Origin of the sequence: Paenibacillus sp. FSL P4-0184, assembly GCF_038004625.1 — a bacterium.
Lineage (GTDB): Bacteria > Bacillota > Bacilli > Paenibacillales > Paenibacillaceae > Paenibacillus_AQ.
On record NZ_JBBORN010000001.1, the window covers coordinates 3,092,579 to 3,118,005 of the forward strand.

The following is a 25,427-nucleotide window of genomic DNA, read 5'->3' on the forward strand; positions in this document are numbered from 1 at the left end:
TGCTTAAAAATCAGAAAGTGGTGGCTTATTAGCCAACCACTTTCTGAAATATATGGATGATGTGGGGAGAAAATATATGGATGAGATTTTAACGGGAAAAAAAGTTAACCGGCATCCTAAAAGAAAAAAGAAGCAACCGATTACTATGACCTTGATTAAGAATCAGAAACAGTTGATTTGGATGTCAGTTCCATTGCTGCTGTATATTGTACTATTTGCGTACGTACCTGTTTGGGGATGGACCATGGCTTTTCAGGATTATAAACCAGCTAAGGCATTTGGCGAACAAACGTGGGTTGGCTTGAAGCACTTCAAGGCAATATTTACGGACGATACCTTTCTAAGGGTATTTAGAAATACATTGGCAATGGGTTTAATTAATTTCATTCTAGGATTTATTACCGCGATAGGATTAGCCTTACTTCTTAATGAAATCAAAAATGTATTTTGGAAAAGAACCGTGCAGACCATATCCTACTTGCCGCACTTTCTCTCTTGGATCATTGTAACAGGGATTGTAGGTGTCTCCCTTTCGGTTGGTAACGACGGGATTATCAACATCTTACTCATGAAATTAAATCTTATTGACTCACCAATCCTTTGGCTCAGTGAAGGAAAATATTTCTGGGGTATTGTGGGTGCTTCAACCGTCTGGAAAGAGGTGGGATGGGGTACAATCATCTACTTGGCTGCTATTGCTTCTATAGATCCAGCTTTATATGAGGCTGCTGAGATCGATGGGGCAAACCGGTACAGAAAAATGTTCAATGTAACATTACCTGGAATTAAACCAACCATTGTAATCCTGATGATCATGTCCATAGGACATGTACTGGATGTCGGATTTGAGGTTCCGTTCTTGTTAGGGAACGGTCTTACTGCAGACTGGTCGGATACGATAGATATATTTGTATTGAAATACGGGATTGGGCAAGGGAATTATTCCTTAGCCACTGCGGGTGGTATATTTAAAACAGTCGTAAGTGTAACGTTGCTGCTATTAGCTAACTGGACCTCGAAGCGGCTAGGGGAAGAGAGGCTGTTATAATCATGGAGAAAACTCAATTATTACCTCATAAATCTCCAAAAAGTAATGGTGGAAGACGCATGAGAAATATAGGTCTTGAACCAGTATTGTTCGGTACCTTTAATGCTGTATTTATGGTATGTATAGTTATAGTTACCTTATATCCATTTCTAAATACTATAGCAGTTTCATTGAATGCGGGGAACGATACGATCCGTGGCGGCATTTATCTATTGCCTAGGGAGTGGACTATACAGAACTACAAAGCCGTTTTTGCCTCAGGTACCATTATTCCTGCTTTTTGGATTTCGGTTGCACGAACAGTGATATCTACGATCCTGAATCTATTTCTAACCACAATGCTTGCTTATACTTTAAGCCGGAAAGAATATGTTTTCCGCAAACCGATTACCATTATTTTCGTCCTTACCATGTATTTTAATGCGGGTCTGATACCAAACTATTTCCTTATTAAGGAGCTTCATCTGCTAAACTCGTTTTGGGTATATGTAATACCGACTATGATAAGTGCATTTAATATGATCGTTATTCGTACTTATATTGGTAGCATACATGAAAGTCTTATGGAATCCGCGAGAATCGACGGTGCCGGGGATTTCAAGATTTTCATGAAAGTAGTCTTCCCTTTATGTAAACCTGTTCTTGCTACCATTGCCCTTTTTGTCGCAGTAGGTGCATGGAACGCATGGTTTGATGCTTTTATCTACACCTCTTCCCGCCAGCACCTCAGCACATTGCAGTATGAATTAATGAAGCTAATACAATCTAGTATGAATGCGAACAGTAGCGCAAGTGTAGCTAACGGGGCAGGGGTAACTGCGGAGTCAGCGGGGTCATTGGTAACTCCAAAGTCCATTCGTGCAGCCGTTACTATCGTTGCTTCGGTTCCGATTCTGCTAGTCTATCCATTCATGCAAAAGTACTTTGTAGTTGGAATGAACGTAGGAAGCGTGAAGGAATAAGCAGCTTACAATCACTATTAAGGAATAGGAAGGTTGTTTGTTAAATTATGACCCAATCTCCAATCACATACACAAATCCAATACTTCCAGGCTTTTATCCAGATCCTAGTATTACACGGGCTGGAGACGACTTCTATTTGGTTTGCAGCTCCTTTGAATATTTCCCTGGGGTACCTATCTTTCACAGCCAGGACTTAATTCATTGGACACAAATTGGTCATGTGCTCAATCGTGAAAGTCAGCTAGATACACGTAAGAGCAAAAGCTCTGGAGGTATATTTGCACCAACTATTCGTTATTATGACGGAACCTTCTATATGATAACGACCGAAATACACGGGAAGGGGAATTTCTATGTTACGGCTACGGACCCAGCGGGTCCGTGGTCAGATCCAATCATTATTCCTTACGGAGGCATTGACCCTTCTCTAATGTTTGATGAGGACGGAAAGGTATATGTAACTACCCAGCAGGGGGCAGAGTATGACTCCCACGCCATTCAATATGAGATTGATATTGCTACGGGCGCAGCTTTAACAGAACCAGTTGTCATCTGGACTGGTGATGGTGGACCTTGGACGGAAGGACCACATTTGTACAAAATTAACGGAATGTACTATATCATGTCTGCTTCAGGCGGTACGGCGAAGGAACATCGTGAGATCATTGGTCGAAGTTCCTCGCCGTATGGGCCATTTGAGCGATTGCCTCATCCGATATTAACGCACAGAGGTACCGACAGTCCTATTCAGTATTTAGGACATGCCGATTTGATTGAAGATCGAAACGGTGATTGGTGGGCCGTATTCCTTGGAGTACGACTAGTAGGTTCTAAATATACAGTGCTAGGAAGAGAGACGTTCCTTGCCCCTGTAACGTGGAATGAAGACGGATGGCCGATGATTGATAATAACGAAGATATCGTAGGACTGGATATGAAGGTTCCGCGTGTACCGGGTCAATCACCAAAGCCTGCGCTAAGCGGAAGGTATGACTTTGATGACCATGAATTGCCGTTGGGATTAGTCTTTCTGCGGAATCCGGCAGAGGAAAGCTGGTCACTAAACCAACGTCCGGGTTTTCTAGCTCTTCGAGGGCAATCGAAAGACCTTAATGAAGTGGGTCAGGTGGCCTTTATAGGAAGAAGACAGCAGCATACTTCAGCAGAATGGAGTACATTACTGGATTTTAACCCTACCGTGGACGGTGAAGAGGCAGGGCTTTGTGCCAGATTGGACGAGGATGCACATTATGAGATTGGCTTGGTGCAAAAAGATGGCCACAGAGTCATTGCAGCACAATTAACTATTGATGGAATAACCCGTGTAGAAGCAGAAGTACCAACTACAGCTGAGCGAATTTATCTGAAAATACAGGCGGAGCTTACCGAATACACCTTATTGTTCTCCTTGGATGGGCAGGAATGGAATAAGCTATCTACAGCGGCAGCATACCCATTATCCCCACAGGCCGTAAAAGGAAATGGATTTACAGGTGTTCTTATCGGTTTATACGCGACAGGTCATGGTAAAGTAGCTGAGGTACCTGCCCACTTTGATTGGTTCGATTATCGGTCATAATGAATAGCGTTTGTTAGGAGGGAAATTGTTGAGACAAGCTAGTGATTTTACAGAGCCTGCACTAAAGACAGTGTTCGCAGAGGATTTCAAGATTGGCGCAGCCGTCAACCCATTAACTATCCAATCACAGAAGCATTTGCTTGCTTATCATTTCAACAGTATTACCGCTGAGAACGAGATGAAATTTGAAAGTCTGCATCCACTTGAGGACACTTATAACTTTAGGGCAGCAGACCAGCTGGTTGCCTTCGCCAGGGAACATCATATGGCGATGCGCGGACATACCTTGATTTGGCACAACCAGACAACGGACTGGCTGTTTGAGGATAAGGGCGGAGGACCTGTAAGCAAAGAGATTCTGCTTGCACGAGTTAAATCACATATTCAGACCGTTGTAGGACGTTATAAGGAAGAAATTTATGCTTGGGATGTTGTAAACGAGGTAATCGCTGATGAGGGAGAAGAACTTCTTCGCCAGTCGAAGTGGCTCGACATTGTGGGCCCAGACTTTATCGCCAAAGCGTTTGAATTCGCGCATGAAGCCGATCCAAAGGCTTTGTTGTTCTACAATGACTATAACGAATCCCATCCATTAAAGCGTGACAAAATCTATAAACTGGTGAAGTCGCTATTGGAACAAGGCGTGCCGATCCATGGCGTCGGATTGCAGGCACACTGGAATTTATACGATTCTAGTCTGGATGATATTCGTACAGCGATCGAAAAATATGCATCCTTAGGACTTCAGCTCCAACTGACAGAGCTGGATGTATCCATGTTCCGTTTCGATGATAGACGAATGGACTTAAAGGCAGTACCTGCTGATCTGCTCGAGCTTCAAGCAGATCGATATGAAGCGATGTTCGCACTGCTGAGAGAATACCGGGACGTGATTAGTTCGGTCACGTTCTGGGGAGCAGCGGATGACTATACCTGGCTGGATGATTTCCCTGTTCGTGGGCGGAAGAACTGGCCGTTCCTATTCGATGAAGGGCATAAGCCTAAGCCAGCTTTCCATCGAATTATCACCTCTGCCACGAAATCATAGAGTGGACAAGCTGCTCAAATAATGAACTGTGAACCCGTCCTTATATCGATTAAGGGCGGGTTATTTATACGTTGATAGATTAGTAGAGTAGATCTCAAAGGGCGGATTAAAGTGAGCGTGACAATTAGAACGATTCTGGAAGATTTAATAGGAGCTATGGAACAGATAGATGGGACTGTGGATACTCTTAAGCCGGGGAATCCAGAAATGGTGATTACAGGGATGGTTACGGCATTTTGCGCTACGCAATATGTTGTGGAACGAACGATTGCTATGAACGCCAATTTGTTGATCACACATGAAGGTGTGTTTTACAGTCATCATGAGACGAGCAAGTGGTTAAAGGATGACCCTGTGTCTCGCGCGAAACGGAGTTTGATTGAGCGTTCTGAACTGGCTATTTTTCGTTATCATGATTATTGGCATCGGCATCAACCGGATGGGATCATGGTGGGCTTGCTACGAGAGCTTGAATGGTCAGCCTATGTGGTTGAGCAGCAATCCACTGCTACAATCCTATCGATTCCAGCTATGACGGTAAGTGAAGCGGCTCTGTATATAAAAAGAAAGCTAGGCATCTCCTATGTACGTGCTGCCGGAGACCTATCCCAGATATGCAGACATGTGGGGATATTAGTAGGTTACAGAGGAGGTGGGACGATGGCTATTCCTCTTTTTAATCAGCACAATCTTGATTTAATTATTGCTGGCGAGGGCCCCGAATGGGAAACTCCAGAATATGTGAGGGATGCTGTCCACCAAGGCAGATTAAAAGCGCTGATTATGTTAGGTCATGCGGAAAGTGAAGCTCCAGGAATGAAATATTTAGCTGAAGTTCTGGCACAGAAATACCCAATGATTCCTACTTATTTTATTGCTGAACAACCGGTCTATCAGCTGGTTTAATTTCGTATAAACCGAAATGAAGAATAAATTTGCATATTATGGAGAAAATGATTGGAAACTAGGTCACTGAGAAAGGAGTGTTTCAATGGAAATTCCTTTGGAGGCTGATGAAGTGTTAAGTCGTATCAAAAAGCTTCAAACCGATGGAAGCTCGATCAGCAAAAAACAAGTGAAGCAAAGCGATCCTGATCTTATGAGAAGTGCGCTGTTCTTTTTTCCGAGCTGGGAGCATGCATTGAAAAACGCCGATCTGTTGTAGCCATATGATTGTATAACGAAGCCGAGTGGTTCAGGGATTGATCTCTGATGGCCGCTCGGCTTTTTTTAGATATATTGAGTAAACAAGAGCAAAAGAAAGAGAAAACGAAGTGTATGCTTAATATGAAATGAAAAGCATGGCTTTCAACATTATTTTGCCCACGGCTCAACTTTACAAGAAACCTTACACGGAGTATGATTCATCACATAACTGACAATTACATAAGAAGTCCGCTTAATTTCCGTTAAGGAAAGCGGGGGAACCAACAACTGGGAACCAGTGTAACAATCGGTACTAGTTATGGGGTGAATCCTGTTCCAGGTGCATAAATGCATCCATGCAGGTAGGGCAACTCTCACTGCCCGAATCCGACAGCTAACCTCGTAAGCGTATGGAGAGAGGATGAATGGCGTATTTGATGATGAATAGCCACAGAGAATCCCTCTGTGGTTTTTTGCTGCGTTAAAAAGCAGATATAGTTGTAGAACCTATCTATGAAAGAGGTGTTAACTTTGCCTATTGCTAAACTGAATGGAACTTCGCTCTATTACGAAATCAATGGAACAGGGACTCCGGTTGTGTTTATCCATGGACATGGATTAACACATAGTATGTTCAAGCCACAATTGGAGTATTTTTCTGATAAATATAAAGTGATTCTGTGTGATTTACGGGGGAATGGCAAATCAGGTGAACTACTGCAGGCCCCAAATGAGATTATTGAAACCCAATGTCTAGATATAATTATGCTATTGAATGATTTGGGTATTCGTGAGGCTGTTTTTGTCGGGAGTGCCTATGGGGGGCTCGTCGTTCAACATATTGCGAAACAATATCCAGAGCGAGTAAAAGCGATTGTTGTCGCGGATAGCTTTTGTAGAAGTCAGGCGTCAACGATAATCGGTAAAATCCAGCTTATGGCTGCTTATTGTAGTTGGTTAATGTATTACGCTCCAAGTGAGCTTGTACTGCCTTCGATTCGTATGATGTACCGGGAACGCTGGAATCTGGCTTATAACGAGATTAGAAGAGGACTTCTCGATAAACGTCCACGGGAATTGTATCGGCAAAGGCTGGCTACGAGCCATGTGGATTACACTAGATGCTTAAAGTCTTTTAAGCGTCCCGCCTTATGTATTGTAGGTGACTTTAGTGAATTTGGAGTTAATTGTATGAAGGATATGGTGTCTCAGCTGCCACATGCTCAGTTAGTGATCATCCCTAACGCATTAGATCCTAGTAATCTGTGTCAGCCGGAGAAATTTAATGCTATACTTCAGCGGTTTTTGGAGAAACAGCAGGAAACTCAGCAGATTAGTTGATCTTAGTGGTAAGTGAGAAATGAGGGGCGTCCCATAGCCGGGGAGTATGTACTGGCTACGGGGCGTTCTTCTGTATGTCTGTATTTTGTACAATGCTGTCTACTGATGTAAGATTAAAGATATTCGAGATTAACTATCTAAAGGAGCTGAGTCATGATGTCTCAAGCCGAAACCATAAAATTGACCTCATTATCTTCAAAAGGGGGCTGCGGCTGCAAAATCGGTCCCGCCGATCTCATGCAGGTTATTCGCAGTCTACCACCAACCGTTCCTAATCCGGATCTACTTGTAGGTCTGGATACCAGTGATGACGCTGGGGTATATCGATTAAGTGATGATCTAGCGTTAGTGCAAACTGTTGATTTTTTCACGCCGATCGTGGACGACCCTTATTCCTTTGGGCAAATTGCAGCAGCTAATGCGTTAAGTGATATTTATGCTATGGGCGGCAAGCCGCTTACAGTGCTTAATATTGTGGCCTTCCCTATTTCTGTTTTGGACAAAAGCATTCTCGGTGACATTTTGCGCGGTGCAGCAGATAAAGTGCAGGAAGCAGGAGCAACGCTTGTGGGCGGACATTCCATCGACGATAAAGAGCCTAAATTTGGATTGGCCGTTACGGGCCTTGTGCATCCGGACAAAGTAAGAACGAATGCAGGTGCGCAGGTAGGAGACAAGCTGATTTTGACTAAACCTATCGGTGTGGGCATCTTAACGACTTCTATTAAAAAGGATCAGCTATCCCCAGAAGAAACTACACGCCTTACGACAGTAATGTCTACATTGAATAAAAAAGCGGCTGAAATCATGGAGCCCTATGATGTACATGCTTGTACAGATGTTACCGGATTCGGGTTGCTTGGACATGCCTCGGAAATGGCAAAAGGGAGTAATCACGGACTGATTATTCGTCAAGGCGATGTACCGATGCTGCCAAGAGTAAGAGAGCTCGCGGAGCAGGGCTTTGTTCCAGGCGGTACTAAAAATAACTTTGCCCATTTGGAGGGCAGTATTCTTTATCCGGAAGAGATGGACCAATTAAGCCGTTATATTCTGTGTGATGCTGTGACTTCCGGTGGACTGCTGATTTCTGTTGCTCCTGAACAAAGTGAGGATTTGCTAAAAGAGTTAGTAGATGCAGGTGTGGAAGCGGCATTGATCGGAGAGGTAACGGAAGAACATCCGGGTCAGATTGTAGTTATAGCTGCGCAATAACGCTGTAGTTCAGCTTAGAGGCGACCTAAGAAGTTAGCCACCAGAGGAGAGAGCGCATTGTTTCAGGATATTACACTGGAAGAACTAAGAGTGTTAAAGAATAAGAAGCAGATCACCGTTATCGACGTTCGATCTCCTTCTGAATATAAAGATTCGACATTGCCAGAGAGCTTGAATATTCCTTTTTTTGACGATGAGGAACGAGCTGAAGTAGGTACATTGTATAAACAGACAAGTGTGCAGGCTGCGAAAGAACGCGGTTTGGAGATTGCTGCGGCGAAGCTACCTTCCTTTGTCAAAGAATTTGCTGCGATTCAAGGGGACAAGGCTGTATTCTGCTGGAGGGGAGGTATGCGCAGCCGTACAACTGCGACCGTACTTTCTTTAATGGATATTCACGCTTACCGATTGATTGGCGGCTATAAAGCTTACCGTAAATGGATACTCGATGAACTGGAGTCCTATGAATTCAAGGCGAAGCCTTATGTCATTCATGGAAATACGGGTACAGGTAAAACAAATCTGCTGCACCGCCTGAAGGCACAGAGCTATCCTGTTTTGGATTTGGAAGGAATGGCAGGTCACCGCGGTTCTATCTTTGGCGAGATCGGACTTCATGCAAACAATCAAAAAACGTTCGATAGTCTCCTTATGGAGGAATTAATTAAGCTTGGGGATGCTCCTTATGTACTGTTTGAAGCGGAGAGCAAAAAGATTGGGAAGGTCGTAATGCCCCCATTCATGGCCGAGCAGAAAGAGATTGGAACACAGATTTGGATTGAGATGCCACTACAAGCCAGAGTGCAGCAAATCCTTGAGGATTATCGACCAGAAGAATATAAAGAACAGTGCATTTCAGCATTTCGAAGTATCAAATCGCGAATTCATATCCCCATTGCGGCGGAAATCGAGCGTTGCTTGCAAGCTGATATGTTCGGAGAGGCTGTTGCGCTGCTGTTAGAATACTACTATGATCCTAAATACGATTATACGTCTACTCAGTATGAAGGTATTGAGAGAGTTACCTTTAAGGTGAACAATTTGGATGAAGCTGAGGCTGCGGTGATCTCTTTTTTAAGTAATCAGAAGGTATAAGCTTTATGTATCGTAAAGTATGAGGGGTTTAGAGGAGGCTCGGATTAACAAATGATCTATTTAGACTATAACGCTACAACACCTGTAGATAAGGAAGTAGCAGAGGTTATGATTCCTTATCTTTATGGTCATTTTGGCAATCCTTCAAGCAGTCATTCTTTGGGACAAGAAGCTAAAGTCGGAATCGAGCGAGCAAGAACACAGGTGGCTAATTTCCTGAATTGTACGCCGGGTGAGGTGCTTTTTACAGGAGGGGGCAGCGAGTCGAATAATACCGTCATCAAGGGCGTGGCCCAAACGTATCGACATAAAGGCAATCACATTATTGTGTCTGCTGTGGAGCATCCTGCGGTAATTAAACCGTGTCAGTATCTGGAGCAGTTGGGCTACACGATTACTTATGTACCTGTTGACGCGTATGGAATGGTGCAGGTAGATGATGTGAAAAATCAGCTTACAGACCAAACTATGCTAGTCTCGATTATGCACTCTAACAACGAAACGGGCACGATTCAGCCGATCAAAGAAATAGCCGAGGTCTGCCATGAACGGGGTGCCCTTATACATACCGATGCTTCGCAGTCCGCTGGAAAAGTAGAGCTTGATGTGGCTGAGTTAGGGGTGGATTTTCTAACGCTGGCAGGCCATAAATTATATGCGCCAAAAGGGATTGGAGCATTGTACATCCGAGAGGGCATTCACATCGAGCCATTAATTCACGGAGCGGGTCATGAGCAGGGGAGACGTGCCGGAACGGAAAACACCCCTTATATTATTGGATTAGGAAAAGCCTGTGAGCTTGCTACGGACTTTGCTTCCAGAGAGCGTGTGAAAGAAGTAGCCGATTATTTCTACGATAGATTGCAGAACGCATTTGGCGACAGAATTCACCTGAATGGTCATAGGGATAAACGATTGCCCAACACGCTTAACGTTAGTTTTCTTGGAGCGGTGGGTCACGAAGTGATTGCTTCGCTGGAAGATGTGGCTGCCTCAACAGGTTCAGCTTGTCATTCTGGAGAAACATTGATTTCACCTGTTCTAAAGGCAATGAATGTCTCAGCATGTATTGGGCAGGGAGCGGTTCGTTTTAGTGTGGGACGATATACGACTAAAGCGGAGATCGATGAGGTTATCGGTAAGCTAAAGAACAGCGGCTTCTAAATCCGAAAGATTAGAAAGCTAATGCATCATTAATTTTCAACAAAAGCATTTGTCACTCCTTTAGTAGAGAGGGCAGATGCTTTTGTTGTATTAGTGATTATACGATAGTAAAGCCAGCACTTGCATAACCAGTGACTGTATTTACAAGGGTAAGACCTGTAGCAGTGGCTGAGAATACCATAAGAAGGCGTGTCTGAGGTGTTACAGTGAAATTGATACCATTCGTAATTCCGCTGACAAAAGTTCCTAGATTAATAGTACCAGTGATAGATGGAAGTGGTACTATTGCGCCTGGAATAGGAGTAAATGTGTTATTTGGTGTGGCCGATTGGTACAATTGCGCTGTTACATTTATCGTAGTACCAAGAAGCGATAAAGCAATGGTATTACTGAAGTAAGCAGCAATAGATGTAATCACTCCTGAACGAGGAACCGACATGGCAAAGTTGATAAGAGGTCCAAGAACAGTACCTGTCAAATCAATATTTCCACCAACAAGAGAAATGCCAGTAGCTGAATTTCCGAAGCCTATGAGGCTTGTTGTTCCAACCAAACCACCTAAAACCGTGGTCATAATAATAGGTCCTCCAGATGCTAGCGGAATGATTGCGCCATCACCGGTTGCCCCAGTAACTCCGGTAACCCCAGTAACTCCTGTAACTCCGGTAACCCCCGTAGCTCCAGCAAGCCCGGCAGTACCCGTAGCCCCCGTCGGGCCAGCAAGCCCGGCAGTACCCGTAGCCCCCGTCGGGCCAACAAGCCCGGCAGTACCTGTAGCGCCCGTCGGTCCAGCAAGTCCGGCAGTACCTGTCGCACCCGTCGCGCCAGCAATTCCAGCAGTACCTGTCGCGCCCGTTGCGCCAGCAATTCCAGCAGTACCTGTCGCGCCCGTTGCGCCAGCCAGCCCCGCAGTACCTGTCGCGCCCGTTGCGCCAGCCAGCCCCGCAGTACCTGTCGCGCCTGTCGCTCCAGTTGCCCCTGCTCCAGGACCTGGAGGCCCCTGTATACCTTGCGCCCCAGTCGCACCCGTCGCGCCTGTCCCGCCAACACCATATTCTCCTTGAGGACCCTGAGGACCCTGCGCCCCTTGAGGTCCTTGCGGACCAGTCGCGCCTGTCGCTCCACCAGCAATTAGTAAATAATCTGACGAACTACCTGGTGTTCCTTTGGGTCCGGCAACAGTTGCTATATAAGTGCTGCCATTAAAGGTTACTACTTGACCCGCTGGATACAATGGGCTTTGTGCCGGATTAAAGACTACAATACCTTGCAGCCCTGCACCAGTGGCTCCTTGAGGACCCTGAGGTCCTTGAGGACCTTGAGTTCCTTGGGGTCCCTGAGGACCTTGTGGCCCCGTCGCACCCTTAATAGGTAAGCCGAGCGCTTGTGAAATAGAAGCTTGAATATGTCTGATTTGAATTACCAACTGATCTTTGCAATGAGAGTCTATTTTCGTGGCGAGGACAAAAGATAATAACTCGGCTAACAGCTGTTGAAGATTAGTACCCACGCTCACGACGGAGAAGGGACTGACCTCAGTAGATACAATTGTTATTTCTACTACAGAAAGAAGCTCCGTTCTAAAAGGGCTGCATATCCTAGCCTCATGCAAGAATTCCATGAGCTCTCTTAACACTCTTTGAAGATTGGAAATATGAAGTGTAGTGGGATTCGTAAGTGCGGGAGGTACCACTGTAGCAAGCTCTGTGACTATTTTTAATAGTGCAGCACACTCTCTTTTTCTAACAGGACTGCTTATTCTTCCTTGTTTGTTTAGGATAGCGTCACCTTTAAATGGTCTATGATAATGATCTGACATGCTTCTGTATCTCCTCCTTGAGCTTCTCCTTTTCATACCTTTAAAAATTGGGAACCTGCCCAATCAGCATATTCAGAGAAGCTGAAGTTGTTACAATAATCGTTCTGAAACTCGCTTTAGATGAATCTCTATCAAAAAAAGCAGGCCACCGCAAATTACCGGTAGCCTGCCTTATTGATAGAGTAGTTAAGTAGTATCGTTATTAATAATTGCTAACCCTTTTTACATTCAAGGGAGACTACGAGAAGCGCTGGCGGAATTCCCGCGGAGTGGTTCCCTCAATGCGGACGAAGCTGGAGCTGAAGTAAGGCGCTTGATTGAAGCCGACCTCCTCGGCGATCCGGGCAATCGTGTAACTGGTCTGCATCAGCAATAGTTTACTCTGCTGAATTCGGTAGTGCAGCAGGTAATCCATAGGTGCACAGCCGTATTCCTTTTTCATGCAACGAGCGATATATACAGGATGAAAGTTCAGGTTCTCCCCTAGCTGCTGTGCTGTGATGCGCTCACGGAAATGACTGCGCAAATAGGAGGCAGCTTGCTCTGCACATATTTTGGAGGGAGAGGGACGCTCATGGCGCAGAGAGGCAGATAATTGCTGGAGAACCTCTTGGAATAGCAGCTGCTGCTGAAATGGAGTATCGCTCAAATGGGAATTAGGCGCTAGTTGATTCAGCTGCGAGAGCAGTTCTTCCATCTTGGACGGTTGCAGTAGAGAGGTATATTGGGGCAGCTGTAAGGTAAAAGTGCGTATATTAAATTCGTCTGAATGAAGAGGATGCTCCACTCTGGTGTGTTCTGTCTCTGGTGCTGTAGCCGTAGCCTCGGAGATATTCCAATCGCCCACTGTCTGAAAATGCAGCCAATAATAAGAGGTGTGTTCCTTGCAGCTGTCCGTACTGAAATGATGGCTATCTGGACGAAGAAGCAGTGCCTGACCTGCACGTACCTGAAAGGTGAGACCTCCTTCATTCATATATAGGCAGCCCTGCTTGACTACAAGTAAGTCAAAAACCTTGATATTGTGGCGGCTCATGTGGTAATGCCCTGGTGAGAAGGTGTGCAATCCACTTACGATATAATAGGGCATTGGCGGGACGGTAAAATTAATAATGTTCATGGAGAGATCTCCTTTTATGAGGTTGAAATAATGAAATTATTGGTTTGAAATCTGTACCATCACCAAAAGTATATCATCTATAATTTAGTCTGACCTAAAGAAAAAATATGCTGTTTCTTAGGTCCAGTATGCATGTTTGGTTTAAGGGGAGGTTTATTTAGTGAAAAAAGAAAGACAGGGCTTTGGACTATGGGTATTGGCTTGGCCTATATTTATAGAGGTGTTTCTTCAGACCCTGCTAGGTACGGTAGATACACTCATGGTCAGCCGTATTTCAGACGATGCAGTCGCCGTAGTCGGCATTTCCAATCAATTGTTCGGTGCGTTGACCACACTTTTTACCACCTTTGCGGGCGGGGCGGGGATCCTGATCGCGCAAAGAATGGGTTCAAAACGTTTCAGCGAAGCGCGTACGATTGCAATTATGGGCGTATCGGTTAGTCTCATTCTTGGTATTGTCGTGAGTATCATCCTGTTCTTCTATGCGGGTCCAATAGCGGGGATTCTAAATATATCGCCTGAGCTATTATCACTGTCCAATATCTATATCTCGTATGTCGGTGGAGGTCTGTTTTTGGTGGGGATGATTGCTTCCCTTGGAACAGCAATTCGTAATACAGGGAACACCAGAGGACCAATGTACACAGGGGTCATCATAAATGTCATTCACATTATTCTGAACTATACTTTTATATTCGGGATGTTCGGTCTGCCACAGCTAGGGCTTGCGGGAATCGCAATCTCAAGTATTATCAGTAGACTGGTCGGTGTGATCATGCTGTATACCATGTTTAGAGGTTCCTTCGAGATTAAGATTAGACTTAGGGACTTCCGTATATTCAACGGTAAGCTATTCAAGGAAATTATAAGGATTGCTTGGCCTCTAGGGATTAATTCTTCCTGCTGGGTGTTCTCTCAGTTGATTGTCTATTCCTTTCTAGCCGCACTGGGGGCTGAAGCGTTAGCCGCACGGACATATCTCAACACCTTAGAGTCCTTTTGCTTCACGTTAGGGTATGCAATCGCGCTGGCTGGACAGATACAGATCGCGCATTTGTTCGGGGCAGGGAAGCTGAAAGAGGCTTATCGTAGTGCATATCGCACGCTGTATATCGGCTTGGCTATTGTATCAGCGAACATGTTACTGCTATTTCTTTTCGGCAGGAATCTACTAGGTTATTTTACTTCCGACTCGCGGATTATTGCGATTGGGATTTCCCTACTGGCCCTAAATCTCCTACTGCAACCTTGCAAAATGCTGAATATGGGCATGGGTAATGCGCTGAACGCCATCGGCGATACCCGTTATACGATGTATACTTCCATCGTGTCTATGTCCATTATTGGAGTGGGATGTTCTTACTGGTTTGGAATCAGCTTAGGCTGGGGGCTCACAGGGATCTACTGCTGTATGATTGCTGATGAATTTGTGCGGGGGATGCTTGTTCTAATGCGCTGGAGAGGGAGGAAAGTTATCCGTCAGGCGGATATCGGTTTGAGTGAAGGGAATGCCTCACTACATGGAGCCGGGAAAAGGAGTACTTCGTTAACTATATGAGCGGGACTCTATAAGCCGACCATGGTGGGCAATGGAGTGTAATGATGTCTTTTTGCACCAATAGTGTCTCTGGGGTCCGATAGTTGCCCAAAAGAGCCGTTTTTTCGAAAATAGCGACTCTGGAGTCCAATAGAAAGTTTGAGAACTGCAAGTAACATTGAGCGACAACAAATATCAAGCATTCCAAGCATAACTGAGCACCCTAAGTGCGCCAAGCACCAATCCCCATCTGCTGCGCAATCGCCCACCGAGCTATGGGTGTTGTGTGATGTTTTTGGAGAGAGGCTACCTATGAGTAAATAATTACTTAAGGGTTAGCCTCTTTTTTGTGCGAGTATAAAATTTAAGTTTGATGGTTCTGAAATTTGATTATTCATTCATATAGAATTTGATTCTATGATATAAATGAGTTAGCCTTTAGAGCATGGGTACCTGTTTTATGAATACATACTACTGAAGGGTTTGAGGAAAATGCCGTTAAAATGGAGAGGCTTGACGATCCTAACACTGCTCTTAATGATGATACTAATATCGGGATGTTCTAATGGTACCGTTCACGTCACGGTGAATAAGAATCAAAGCGTAGATTTAGCAATGAATGTGAAATTGGATTCCCGAACAGAAGCATTGATCAACGATAAAATGGAGAAGAGTCTGACAGACAAATTGAAGGAGGAAGGGATTCAGCTAGAAAAACGACAAGAAGGTAAGTCTACAGTCTATGAAATTCAGAAAAATTATGCTTCATTTGAGGATATAGGTTCAACCTCTATGGGGCTGGATATTGTGGATCTACAGCTCGTTACTAAAAAGAACTTGTTATATACCACGTATGATGTTGAGGCACAGCCTCAATTTAATAGTTATATGGATACCATTATGGATAACATGGGGACATTGAGTTTATCAAAGCCGATTATTCGGGCGGTGCTGAAAAACTTGGCATTTGATTTTAAACTAACGTTGCCAATAGATCTAATTGGTGATAATAATGCAGCTGTTGATGAAGGCAGAACACTTACCTGGAATGTTACCCTGGGGGATACGGAGCCGATCAAAATGCAGCTTTATGTGCCAAATGTATGGAATATAGTGATTGTGTTAATCATCCTAGTGGTGGTGATCATTGCTGCGATTCTATTTTTCGTCAGAAAAAGAAAACACCGTAAAGTAAATCGTGCTTAAGTGGTTCGAGATGTATTGATAGTGAGTGCCGGGAAGCCATGCTGCTTTACCGGCTTTCTTTACTTTATAGCAGGTGTAGAGTTATAATTAGTACCAAGTACTAATATCAGATACTAAATGAAGAGGTGATTGGAATGACAGGTGCAAAAATTACAGCTATCGGAACTTATGTCCCGGAAAAAAGACTGACGAATGCCGATCTTGAGCAGATGGTGGATACTGATAATGAGTGGATTGTGGGGCGGACTGGAATTCGTGAACGCAGAATTAGTCGGCAGGATGAATACACAAGTGATTTATGTGTATCGGCAGTACAGGATCTAATGAAACGTTATGGAAAAAACGTTGAGGATGTGGATATGGTCCTTGTAGCTACTAGTACACCTGATTTTTCCTTTCCCTCAGTAGCTTCTTTGATTCAAGACCGCTTAAATATTCCGCAGACTGCAGGAGCTATAGATTTGAGCGCAGCCTGTGCGGGTTTTGTATATGCACTTCATACAGCTCATAGCTATGTTGCTTCAGGGATGCACCGTAAGGTTCTAGTGATTGGTGCGGATACAATCTCCAAGATTACAGATTATACTGATCGCAGTACATGTATCCTTTTTGGTGATGGGGCCGGTGCAGTGCTTGTGGAGAGTGATAAGCAATCGACGGGATTTTTAGGCTTTCAGCTAGCTAGTGATGGCAGCGGCGCGCATCATGTGTATCGCACGGGTCTAGCCCATACGGTGAATAATATTGAACTGGTAGATACACAGATGCTCGTACAGAACGGACGCGAGGTATTTCGCTGGGCGGTCAGAACCGTTCCTCTCGGTGTACAGCAGCTGCTTGAAAAAGCAGAAGTGGGTCTGGAGCAAGTCGATTGGTTTATTCCACACAGCGCAAATATGAGAATGATTGAGCCGATTTGCGAGCGTATGAACTATCCGATGGAGCAAGTGCTGCATAGTCTTGTGAATTTTGGCAATACTTCTGCCGCAACAATTCCCTTAGCTCTTGATTTGGGCATTCGTGAAGGCAAAGTAAAGAACGGGCACAAGATTCTGATGTATGGCTTTGGTGCGGGGCTGACGCAGGCCGGTCAACTGGTAGAGCTGAACTTGGATGATCAAGCAGGGGAGCCGACTTTATTGTGAGTTGTTCAGGTAAACATAAATAATAAAACTTTGTTAAAGCAACGACCGTTTCTCGGTATTTTTTCGAGGAACGGTCGTTTTTGTTTCATTACTAAAAGTATTTTTGGGCATGTATTATGCATGTATTAGGCTACTTTTGTGATCATATTCGGCTAATGGTATGCATATGTTATTCATTTATTAGGCATCTTTTGGGATTGAGTTGGGCGTTTCGACCCATATCACAGTCTTTGGATGCATCTTTTGAATTTTACAGATATTTAATGCTAGGCAAATAAACCATACCTACAATATACACAGCAGACTCCAGTCTACCCAAAAAAAGTATGGGTTGAATGGGATGAAGAAAGGAGGAGTTATCGAATATATCCGAGATAAGGGGAGCTAGCTCATCTGTTGATGGAGAGTTTTCATGTGATTCAAAACTATAAAATAATGCTTGGGAGAGATGATTTTGTACAGAAAAGGTAGGAAATTTGTTGCATTATTACTGGCACTCACAGTGATTTGTTCTACGATGCCGAATATCACCCCTGTGTTTGCAGCTGAAGAATCTGAGATTCTATCTGTAGATCAACCAACGACTTCTGTACCCACCGGCCGATATGAAGAAGCACAGACGATCCACCTCACAACTGCAACGCAGAATGCTGACATTTACTATACACTCGACGGCACGCTTCCGGATGTTCATAGTTTGAAATATAACGGGTCGATCTCGATCTCCAAAACAACGAATTTGTCAGCCATTGCGATCAAAAGTGGTGTGGCAAGTAAAGGAGTAACCTTCTCTTATATCATCAAGACCAAAGAAAAGCCATTGCTCCAGTTTGTAGCGATGTCAGACGTACATGTGGGCTCACATGCTTCAGCAGATGCACGTTATACCCAATTCTTTAATACGATAGGGTCGATTTTCCCGAACCCGGATGCGATACTCGTCGTTGGCGATATGATTAATGATAATGGGAACGACAAGCCTAATGACCATGTGATGGTTCGGGAAATTTTTGAGCAAAATTTAGCTAGAAAGCAGTGGAATAACACCCAGATCCGAATGGCTATAGGTAACCACGATTCCACCGTTGCTAAAGTCAACGAACATTATCCCACGGACTGGTTCACAAGCCAGCCGAATGGCTATTATGAATCTGAAATCGGTGGCTATCATTTCTTATTTTTAAACGGGAACAACTACAACTCAGATACAGGTCAGCGTAATTGGCTAAAGGGTAGACTTGCAGAACTTACAGCTGATCCGAAGAATCAGAATACCCCCATCTTCGTGAATGTGCACCAACCTATATCGAATACGGTAATGGATGGGCAACAGGCATCGAATCCTAATCTTTATACGGATCTCAAAGACTATCCTCAAGTGATTACCTTCTCCGGACATTCCCATCTGAATATTAGTGATGATCGCTCTATTTACCAGAAGGATTTCACTTCAGTTAACCTTGGCTCCATGTCTTACATTGAATCCGATCGCGGTTACTCCCAAGTGACTAAGAAGGGACTTGAAGGACGTTTTGAATTTCCTGTCAGTCAGGCCGACTTCGTTGAGGTATATGCGGATCGGGTTGAGGTGGATCGGATTGCGTTTAACGCAGATCCTGGAGATATCTACACAGACGGTAAATGGACGGCTGAGCCGCAGCCTCCATTCAACAGTGCGGGTACAGTTGCTGGAGACAAGTGGGTCATTCAGCTAAAAGGCTCGACGAATGAAGCAATTAAGAGCAATTTCAAGTACACTACAGCTAACCGTAATAAGGTTGCTCCTGTATTCAATAGTGAACTCGATATAACGAATCAGGATACGGTACCTTTACTTTCCTTTAAGCAAGCGAAAGATGATCAATCTATGCATCATTATGAAATCAATGTTATCGATAAAAGGTCTGGAGTTAGCAGCAAATCTGTGAATGTATTCTCTGACTATTACTTTTCCCCGGTTCCGAATGCAATGAATATTCCACTCGAAGGACTTGCACCTCAAACTTCATACATTGTTCAAGTGACAGCTGTTGATGCCTACGGGAATCGCTCTGCAACGCTAGAGCAATCGTTCACAGCCGGCAATGAAGCACCTGAACTGACGCCAATTGATCCATCGACCATGTGGAAGGATCTAGTTGTCGATATGAGATTGGATGGTAACCTATCCGATGAAGCTAAAGACGTGACAGGGCTTGCAAGTCTAGCAGGCAATGTAACGTATGTCGATGGTAAATCCAATAAAGCTGCGCTCATTGCAGCGGGTAATAGTAATTATATTGATTTGGGCAAACGTGATGATTTGAAATTCGGAGCAGGAAGCTTCACCGTGTCTTTCTGGCACAAAGGCAATCTTTCCGGGGATCAGACTATCCTTTCCAATAAAAACTGGAATAGTGGCGGTAATCTAGGTTGGTATATTGGACCTGCCTCCACCAATGGTATGACCTTAAATATTAGTGATGGAACGAAAAGAGCGGATATTACAGCATCAAGTGTAGGAACGGAGTGGCATCTCTTTACCATTACAGCGGACAGAACAAACAACTTAGCAAAAGTTTATGTAGATGGGACGGAGAAGGCATCGGGGAGTATTGCCTCGCTTGGTACTCAAAGTGTAGATACAACCTTTAACACGCTGATTGGTGTGGATGGAAACAAAGGAAATGGCGGAGCAACGATTACCATAGATGATCTGAGAATCTGGAAGAGATCGCTCACAGCCACGGAAAACAAAGCATTGTCGGATTCCTATAAGGGTGTTCAGCTCTTTACCTTTGAACAGCTCACCACATTAATTCATGACGCTGCATCCTTCCAAAAGAACAGCGATAAAGTCAGTGGTGTATCTTACCCGAAAGACCAGCTGGACGAGCTTGCGAACCAACTTCAGAAAGCCAGACAACTGACGGCAAGTAATAGCCCAACCGAAATTGACCTTGCTTATGTCGAGCTTCAGTGGGTCTATAAAAAAATACAACAGGCAGCAATATATTCCTTTATTCCTAAGAACGCATTCACTATCAACTCCTTTAGTTCTTATGCGGACAATGAAAATGCCAATGCTGCGAACATCCTAGATAACGATACGGCTACGATTTGGCATTCAAAATGGCAGGAGCCTGTCGCTTCATTTCCACATTGGGTGATAATCGACATGAAGGGCAGTAAGAACTTAACTGGTATTGGGCGCACTAGCCGCTTAAGTCAGACGGCTCTGGAATTTCCAAAGGATTTTGAACTCTACGCCTCGGATCAATTATCGGATTTGACCGATCCGGCGTACCTGAGCAATCCGGCGAATAAAGCGATCGGCATATTCCAGAAAACCTGGAAAGGCACGAGCTATCAAGACTTCAATATTCTGGATAAAGCGATACAAGGTAGATATGTGAAATTTGTTGTCACGAGCACCTATAACCCAACCGCTTTATTCACCAGTATGAGTGAAATCGATTTTACTGGTAGCTCAGTGCTCTCTGCGGATACACTTCTACAGATGTCCTTCGAGAATAATTTGGAGGATCAATCTGTAAATGCTATACCGGCAACACCGGTTAAAGATCCACAGTTCGTGAAAGGTCGCGTCGGACAAGCCTTGAGTATCGATTCCAAGAGCTCAGCGCTGCAATATGTTGATCTTGGCAAGCCAACAAGTCTGCAATTCGGCAAGGACAAGAACTTCTCGTTCGCATTTTGGGTTAAATCGCCTTCTGTCTCAGGAGACCCTGCGATTCTATCCAACAAAAATTGGGATTCCGGTGCAAATGTAGGTTACGCCTTAGCGCTGAAGGGAAGTGCACTCCAATGGAACTTTAATACATCCGGCGAATCGCGTGCAGATGCCCAAATTCCAAATGTTGTAGACGGCACCTGGCATCATATCGCCATATCGCATGATCGTGCTTCAGGGCGAGTTGATTTTTATAAAGATGGTGTTCCTGTAAATGTGACCAAAGTTAATGGCACGAACTATCAGGGTATAGCAAGTACCATGACCATTGCAGGTCGAACGGGTACGCTGGATACAGGATTGTCAACCATGATCGGAAATGATGGTACAGGCAATTACAGCAATGCTCTGCAAGTACAGCTTGATGAGCTTCATATGTATGGAAGAACATTAACCGCGCAGGAAGTTTCTAATATGTATAACAGTGCTCCGCCGCTTGCTTCCATTGAGGATTTTTCAGGTTCATTAAATCTGATCGGAGCTAAGCACACGGTTCAAGGTACGCAATTCCGATATAATCTAGATCTGCGTACACCTGATATGACGACTAAAGTGGACAAAGCTGTCGTTGAGATAGCTTATGATCCAGAACAGTTCGAATTTGTCAGCGCATCTCGTGCAACGAAGACAGACGCTTCGACCCCTGGTATCGTTAGACTAGAACTGCCAGGAGGTAATGTCTATAACATCGAGAATCCGCTGGAGTATGCAAAGTCCAGAATCTCGGAGCTCAAATTCAATACGCTTGGTGCTTCCGGCCAAGGCATCATTGAAGTTAAGCATGCGGATTTCTATACTGGATCAACAAAACTAACGATTAAGGCATTTGATTCGGCGCCTGCCGTTATTCAGATCCATGCTAAAGCTTCCGAAGATCTTAATGCAGATGGTTATGTTACGATAGGTGACCTTGCACTTGCGAAAGGCATTTCGGATGAAGAGCTGGCAGATATGGCAGCCCAAGCCCAATACCAGCCCTATAAACGTGTAGTTGTCATCGGGATTGATGGTGGGGGTGTAGCGGTCTCCAAGGATGCTCCTTATTGGGAGACGCCTAGCTCCAAGAAAGAAAAGGTAGGCGATCGCCTGCAAATTCCAGCCATTCGGAACATTATCGAGCATGGAGCTATTAGCTATACGGCTAAAACTACTTTACCTTCCAGCTCATCCCCAAACTGGGGTTCGATGATTAATGGTGTTGGTTATGAAAAGCATGGTCTATATAATGACGATACCGCAGCCTACACATACAGTGAATCATGGGACTACCCAACGGTATTCAAAAAAATTAGGGAGGCATTGCCTGCTACTAAACAAACGGTATTCTCCACCTGGAGCAACATTGTTCAGGGGCATATTGAACCTTCTGTTGGTGTCGAAGGTTATTCCCTAGGAGATGAAGCTGATGTAGCGGCGTTCACGCAATACGCAGCTAGCGGCAAAGCGAAAGATACCTCGTTAATTTTCTTCCAATTGGATGATATGGATGGGGCGGGCCATGGTGATGGATTCTATACGAAGTCGTATTATGAGCAAATAAAGAAGACGGATAAGAACATCCAGACCATCTATGATGCTTTAAAGAACAATCATTTGTTGGAAGACACGCTCATCCTCATGCTGCCTGACCATGGTGGGGGTAAAGAGAATGCAGACGGAACTTTGGGCATGGCAACAAGTCATGGGCAAGACGAGCCCCTTGCCACCACAATCTTCTTCGCGGCGAATGGTAGAACAGTAGCCACCGAAGACGGGAAGGAAAAATTATTGCAAGGTGGGAATACAAGAGACTTGGCTGCAACAGTTCTAACTGCACTTGGCCTGAACCCATCCATTGGAGATTCTCATGTCATTGACGGTATGTTCATACCTCAAACCGAACAGAAACAATCGGGTGCTGCAGATTTGCGATTCACAAAATTAGTTGATGCTGCTACACAAAAGGTTAACGGTTATGAAGTATCAATCAACAATGAGACTTCAGATGTGACAGCCATCGATTTGAATATAGACTCCAGCAGTCTCATCTTCTCATCGATTGAACCGGCTCAACCTGGCGTTAAGATTATGCGCAAAGAGATGGTTAATGGAATGACAAGAATCATTCTAACCTCAACGAATGGCATTCAAGCTGATGCTCCGATTCTTAAGCTACGAGTATCACCACAAGAAAAGGCTACTGCTGTACAAATTACGCAAGCGATGATTGCAGATGCGAAAGGGCATGAAACGATGCCGAATTTGACCACTGCAACTAAAGAAGTACAGATCTCTCAGGCAACACTAGTAGATCTTCAGGTAAACGGTCAATCGTTGATCGGCTTCACACCGGATCAAATGAACTATGCGATTCGTGTACCGAATAATGTTTCGGTCGCAGAGGTCACTTATAAGGTAGCAGATCCTTTACTAAGCGTTCATGTCATAGGTGGTAAATCTCTGCAAGTAGGCGAGAATATGGTGGAAGTGCATGTCCAAGCTCCAGACGGCAGCTCGAATGTGTATACCATTATCGTCATCCGTGAGTCAGAATCCTTACCTAACCAAATTCTGCTGTCCGATCTACGAATGAATGGGGAAACTCTACCAGCTTTTGCACCTAGTACGTTGAACTATAACGTAACGGTTCCCTATAGTACGTCGGTAACGGATATTACCTATACGGCATACGATCCGACTAGCGTAGTTAAGATTACGGGTAGTGGAGCCCTTGAGGTTGGTAGGAACGTCGTGAAGGTTACCGTGACAGCTCAAGACGGATTACAAAATATTTATACGATCATCATTACGCGTCAGCCTGAAGCGGAGTCTTCAAGCAATGCAGATCTGGTAGATCTTCGCGTTAATGGAACTACGATTCGTGGATTTACCTCTGGGCAATACAACTACGAACTGACTGTACCTTACTCGACAACCGTTACGCGAGTAACCTATACAGCAGCGGATCCTATGGCTACTGTATCGATAACAGGCAGTGGAGATTTACATGTCGGCACTAATATGATCACCGTAACTGTGACAGCTCAAGATGGAACCAGACAGATTTACACTATTGCTGTTATGCGCGAAAATGATACCTCGACAACACCACCAACGGGTGGGGGGAACCCAGGATCAAGCGTTACGCCGCCAGTGGTGGTGAAGCCGGAGCTGCCTGCAGGGGCGGTTGTTATCCCAGATGAACTCTTAACGAAGAGTGCTGAAGGAAACATCATCTTGCAGCTTCAAGCGGATAAGAATCAAGTTATGATTCCGATCGATCAACTCGATCAGATCGGCAATAGAGATCTAGAGATTCAAGTGAATGGGGTTCGTGCCATTATGTCCTCCAAAGTATTGAACGAGCTTCGTAAGCTTCTGCCATCAACTGCGAAGACAGCAACAATACTTTTGAAGATGGAAGCCATTCAATCGAATCAACTTACAATAACTACACCGTATTCACGGGTTAGTGACATCATGGACTTCTCATTAATCATGTCAGATGAGTCTGGTAATAAATATTCACTGAAGCAATTCCCAGTACCCGTGAAGATAACACTACCGATTCTAAATGGAACCAATCCAGCTCTAGCGGGTATTTATCGTATTGAGGAAAATGGCAGCTTTACCTATCTAGGGGGGACGATGAATCCGTCCAAAACCAGTCTTACCGTAGATTTGAATCATTTTAGCCAATACGTTGTTCTTTCGTTCCAAAACAGCTATCGAGATGTACCTGAAAGTCACTGGGCATACAAGACTATTCAGGAACTATCTGCTAAACAAATTGTGAAGGGACAATCTGACTCTATGTTTAACCCATCGGGTTCCATCACAAGAGCAGAATATGCAGCTCTCCTCAGCAGAGCGCTTTCCTTAACTGCGAGTCGTCCGACTTCATTCCAAGATGTAGTCGCTGGATCGTGGTACGAAGAGGCGGTCAATGCAACCTTTGAAGCAGGTATTATTCAAGGCGTATCCGAGGATCGTTTTAACCCGAATCAACAGATTACCCGCGAGGAAATGGCAGCTATGCTGGTAAGAGCCTATGCATATCGTACGGGCGTTAAGCCGGAAGCAAGCTCATTCCATGCGACTAATGACAGCTCTAAAGTTAGTTCTTGGGCAGTAACCTATGTACAAGGTGCGCTAGAAGCTAAGCTTCTGACGGGTCATCAGGATGGTAACTTCCTTCCGCAATCGATGACAACCCGTGCCGAGGCAGCTCAGAGTATTTCAAATCTACTTGCGAAATTCTAAAATGAAATTGTAAGTTCCCTACATGA

Annotated in this window: 16 protein-coding genes and 1 riboswitch; of the genes, 14 read left to right on the forward strand and 2 right to left on the reverse strand. The window is 44.5% G+C overall.

Annotation, left to right across the window (positions count from 1 at the left end; translation table 11 throughout):
• Window positions 1-76 precede the first annotated feature (76 nt).
• From MKY52_RS13570 to MKY52_RS13615, 10 genes are all read left to right on the forward strand, one after another.
• Window positions 77-1,048, forward strand: a complete 972-nt coding sequence (locus tag MKY52_RS13570) for an ABC transporter permease (protein WP_076120957.1) — start codon at window positions 77-79, stop codon at window positions 1,046-1,048.
• Between the two features lie 59 nt (window positions 1,049-1,107).
• Window positions 1,108-2,010, forward strand: coding sequence for a carbohydrate ABC transporter permease (locus MKY52_RS13575; protein WP_076120963.1), 903 nt, complete (start codon window positions 1,108-1,110; stop codon window positions 2,008-2,010).
• A 47-nt stretch (window positions 2,011-2,057) separates the two neighbouring features.
• Window positions 2,058-3,590: a glycoside hydrolase family 43 protein gene (locus MKY52_RS13580; protein WP_341051732.1), complete on the forward strand. Its 1,533-nt coding sequence runs from the start codon at window positions 2,058-2,060 to the stop codon at window positions 3,588-3,590.
• 28 nt (window positions 3,591-3,618) lie between these two features.
• Entirely contained in the window at window positions 3,619-4,638 is a 1,020-nt protein-coding gene (locus MKY52_RS13585; protein ID WP_341051734.1) for an endo-1,4-beta-xylanase, read from the forward strand.
• A 111-nt stretch (window positions 4,639-4,749) separates the two neighbouring features.
• Window positions 4,750-5,544, forward strand: a complete 795-nt coding sequence (locus tag MKY52_RS13590) for a Nif3-like dinuclear metal center hexameric protein (protein WP_341051736.1) — start codon at window positions 4,750-4,752, stop codon at window positions 5,542-5,544.
• A gap of 85 nt (window positions 5,545-5,629) precedes the next feature.
• The gene (locus MKY52_RS13595; protein ID WP_170880375.1) at window positions 5,630-5,803 is read left to right on the forward strand and encodes a hypothetical protein; all 174 of its coding nucleotides are present in this window, start codon (window positions 5,630-5,632) and stop codon (window positions 5,801-5,803) included.
• Between the two features lie 221 nt (window positions 5,804-6,024).
• Window positions 6,025-6,209, forward strand: a riboswitch (cyclic di-AMP (ydaO/yuaA leader).
• Window positions 6,210-6,315: 106 nt separating this feature from the next.
• The gene (locus MKY52_RS13600) at window positions 6,316-7,125 is read left to right on the forward strand and encodes an alpha/beta fold hydrolase (protein WP_076300380.1); all 810 of its coding nucleotides are present in this window, start codon (window positions 6,316-6,318) and stop codon (window positions 7,123-7,125) included.
• Between the two features lie 156 nt (window positions 7,126-7,281).
• Entirely contained in the window at window positions 7,282-8,340 is a 1,059-nt protein-coding gene (gene selD, locus MKY52_RS13605) for a selenide, water dikinase SelD (protein WP_341053418.1), read from the forward strand.
• 57 nt (window positions 8,341-8,397) lie between these two features.
• Window positions 8,398-9,435 (forward strand): tRNA 2-selenouridine(34) synthase MnmH, encoded by a 1,038-nt coding sequence (gene mnmH, locus MKY52_RS13610; RefSeq protein WP_341051738.1) that lies wholly within the window; start codon window positions 8,398-8,400, stop codon window positions 9,433-9,435.
• A gap of 51 nt (window positions 9,436-9,486) precedes the next feature.
• Entirely contained in the window at window positions 9,487-10,599 is a 1,113-nt protein-coding gene (locus MKY52_RS13615; RefSeq protein WP_341051741.1) for a cysteine desulfurase family protein, read from the forward strand.
• A gap of 97 nt (window positions 10,600-10,696) precedes the next feature.
• Here the strand turns inward: MKY52_RS13615 and MKY52_RS13620 are convergent, their stop codons facing one another.
• On the reverse strand, window positions 10,697-12,418 hold the full coding sequence (locus tag MKY52_RS13620; RefSeq protein ID WP_341051743.1) for an exosporium glycoprotein BclB-related protein: 1,722 nt from the start codon (window positions 12,416-12,418) through the stop codon (window positions 10,697-10,699).
• Between the two features lie 238 nt (window positions 12,419-12,656).
• Window positions 12,657-13,538 (reverse strand): helix-turn-helix transcriptional regulator, encoded by an 882-nt coding sequence (locus tag MKY52_RS13625; protein WP_341051744.1) that lies wholly within the window; start codon window positions 13,536-13,538, stop codon window positions 12,657-12,659.
• A gap of 160 nt (window positions 13,539-13,698) precedes the next feature.
• Here MKY52_RS13625 and MKY52_RS13630 point away from each other — a divergent pair, with 160 nt between their 5' ends.
• From MKY52_RS13630 to MKY52_RS13645, 4 genes are all read left to right on the forward strand, one after another.
• On the forward strand, window positions 13,699-15,096 hold the full coding sequence (locus MKY52_RS13630; RefSeq protein WP_341051746.1) for an MATE family efflux transporter: 1,398 nt from the start codon (window positions 13,699-13,701) through the stop codon (window positions 15,094-15,096).
• Window positions 15,097-15,567: 471 nt separating this feature from the next.
• Window positions 15,568-16,281 carry a DUF3153 domain-containing protein gene (locus MKY52_RS13635; RefSeq protein ID WP_076285284.1) on the forward strand — a complete coding sequence of 238 codons (714 nt, stop codon included), beginning with the start codon at window positions 15,568-15,570 and terminating at the stop codon, window positions 16,279-16,281.
• 134 nt (window positions 16,282-16,415) lie between these two features.
• The gene (locus tag MKY52_RS13640) at window positions 16,416-17,426 is read left to right on the forward strand and encodes a ketoacyl-ACP synthase III (RefSeq protein WP_341051748.1); all 1,011 of its coding nucleotides are present in this window, start codon (window positions 16,416-16,418) and stop codon (window positions 17,424-17,426) included.
• A gap of 454 nt (window positions 17,427-17,880) precedes the next feature.
• Window positions 17,881-25,401, forward strand: coding sequence for an S-layer homology domain-containing protein (locus tag MKY52_RS13645; protein WP_341051749.1), 7,521 nt, complete (start codon window positions 17,881-17,883; stop codon window positions 25,399-25,401).
• Window positions 25,402-25,427: the final 26 nt, after the last annotated feature.

Bases quoted from the DNA above. Each gene is read 5' to 3' on its own strand.
- MKY52_RS13635 (WP_076285284.1), top strand. From the start codon at position 15,568: ATGCCGTTAAAATGGAGAGGCTTGACGATCCTAACACTGCTCTTAATG.
- MKY52_RS13620 (WP_341051743.1), bottom strand. From the start codon at position 12,418: ATGTCAGATCATTATCATAGACCATTTAAAGGTGACGCTATCCTAAAC.
- MKY52_RS13595 (WP_170880375.1), top strand. From the start codon at position 5,630: ATGGAAATTCCTTTGGAGGCTGATGAAGTGTTAAGTCGTATCAAAAAG.
- MKY52_RS13575 (WP_076120963.1), top strand. From the start codon at position 1,108: ATGAGAAATATAGGTCTTGAACCAGTATTGTTCGGTACCTTTAATGCT.
- MKY52_RS13615 (WP_341051741.1), top strand. From the start codon at position 9,487: ATGATCTATTTAGACTATAACGCTACAACACCTGTAGATAAGGAAGTA.
- MKY52_RS13625 (WP_341051744.1), bottom strand. From the start codon at position 13,538: ATGAACATTATTAATTTTACCGTCCCGCCAATGCCCTATTATATCGTA.
- MKY52_RS13580 (WP_341051732.1), top strand. From the start codon at position 2,058: ATGACCCAATCTCCAATCACATACACAAATCCAATACTTCCAGGCTTT.
- MKY52_RS13570 (WP_076120957.1), top strand. From the start codon at position 77: ATGGATGAGATTTTAACGGGAAAAAAAGTTAACCGGCATCCTAAAAGA.
- selD (WP_341053418.1), top strand. From the start codon at position 7,282: ATGTCTCAAGCCGAAACCATAAAATTGACCTCATTATCTTCAAAAGGG.
- MKY52_RS13640 (WP_341051748.1), top strand. From the start codon at position 16,416: ATGACAGGTGCAAAAATTACAGCTATCGGAACTTATGTCCCGGAAAAA.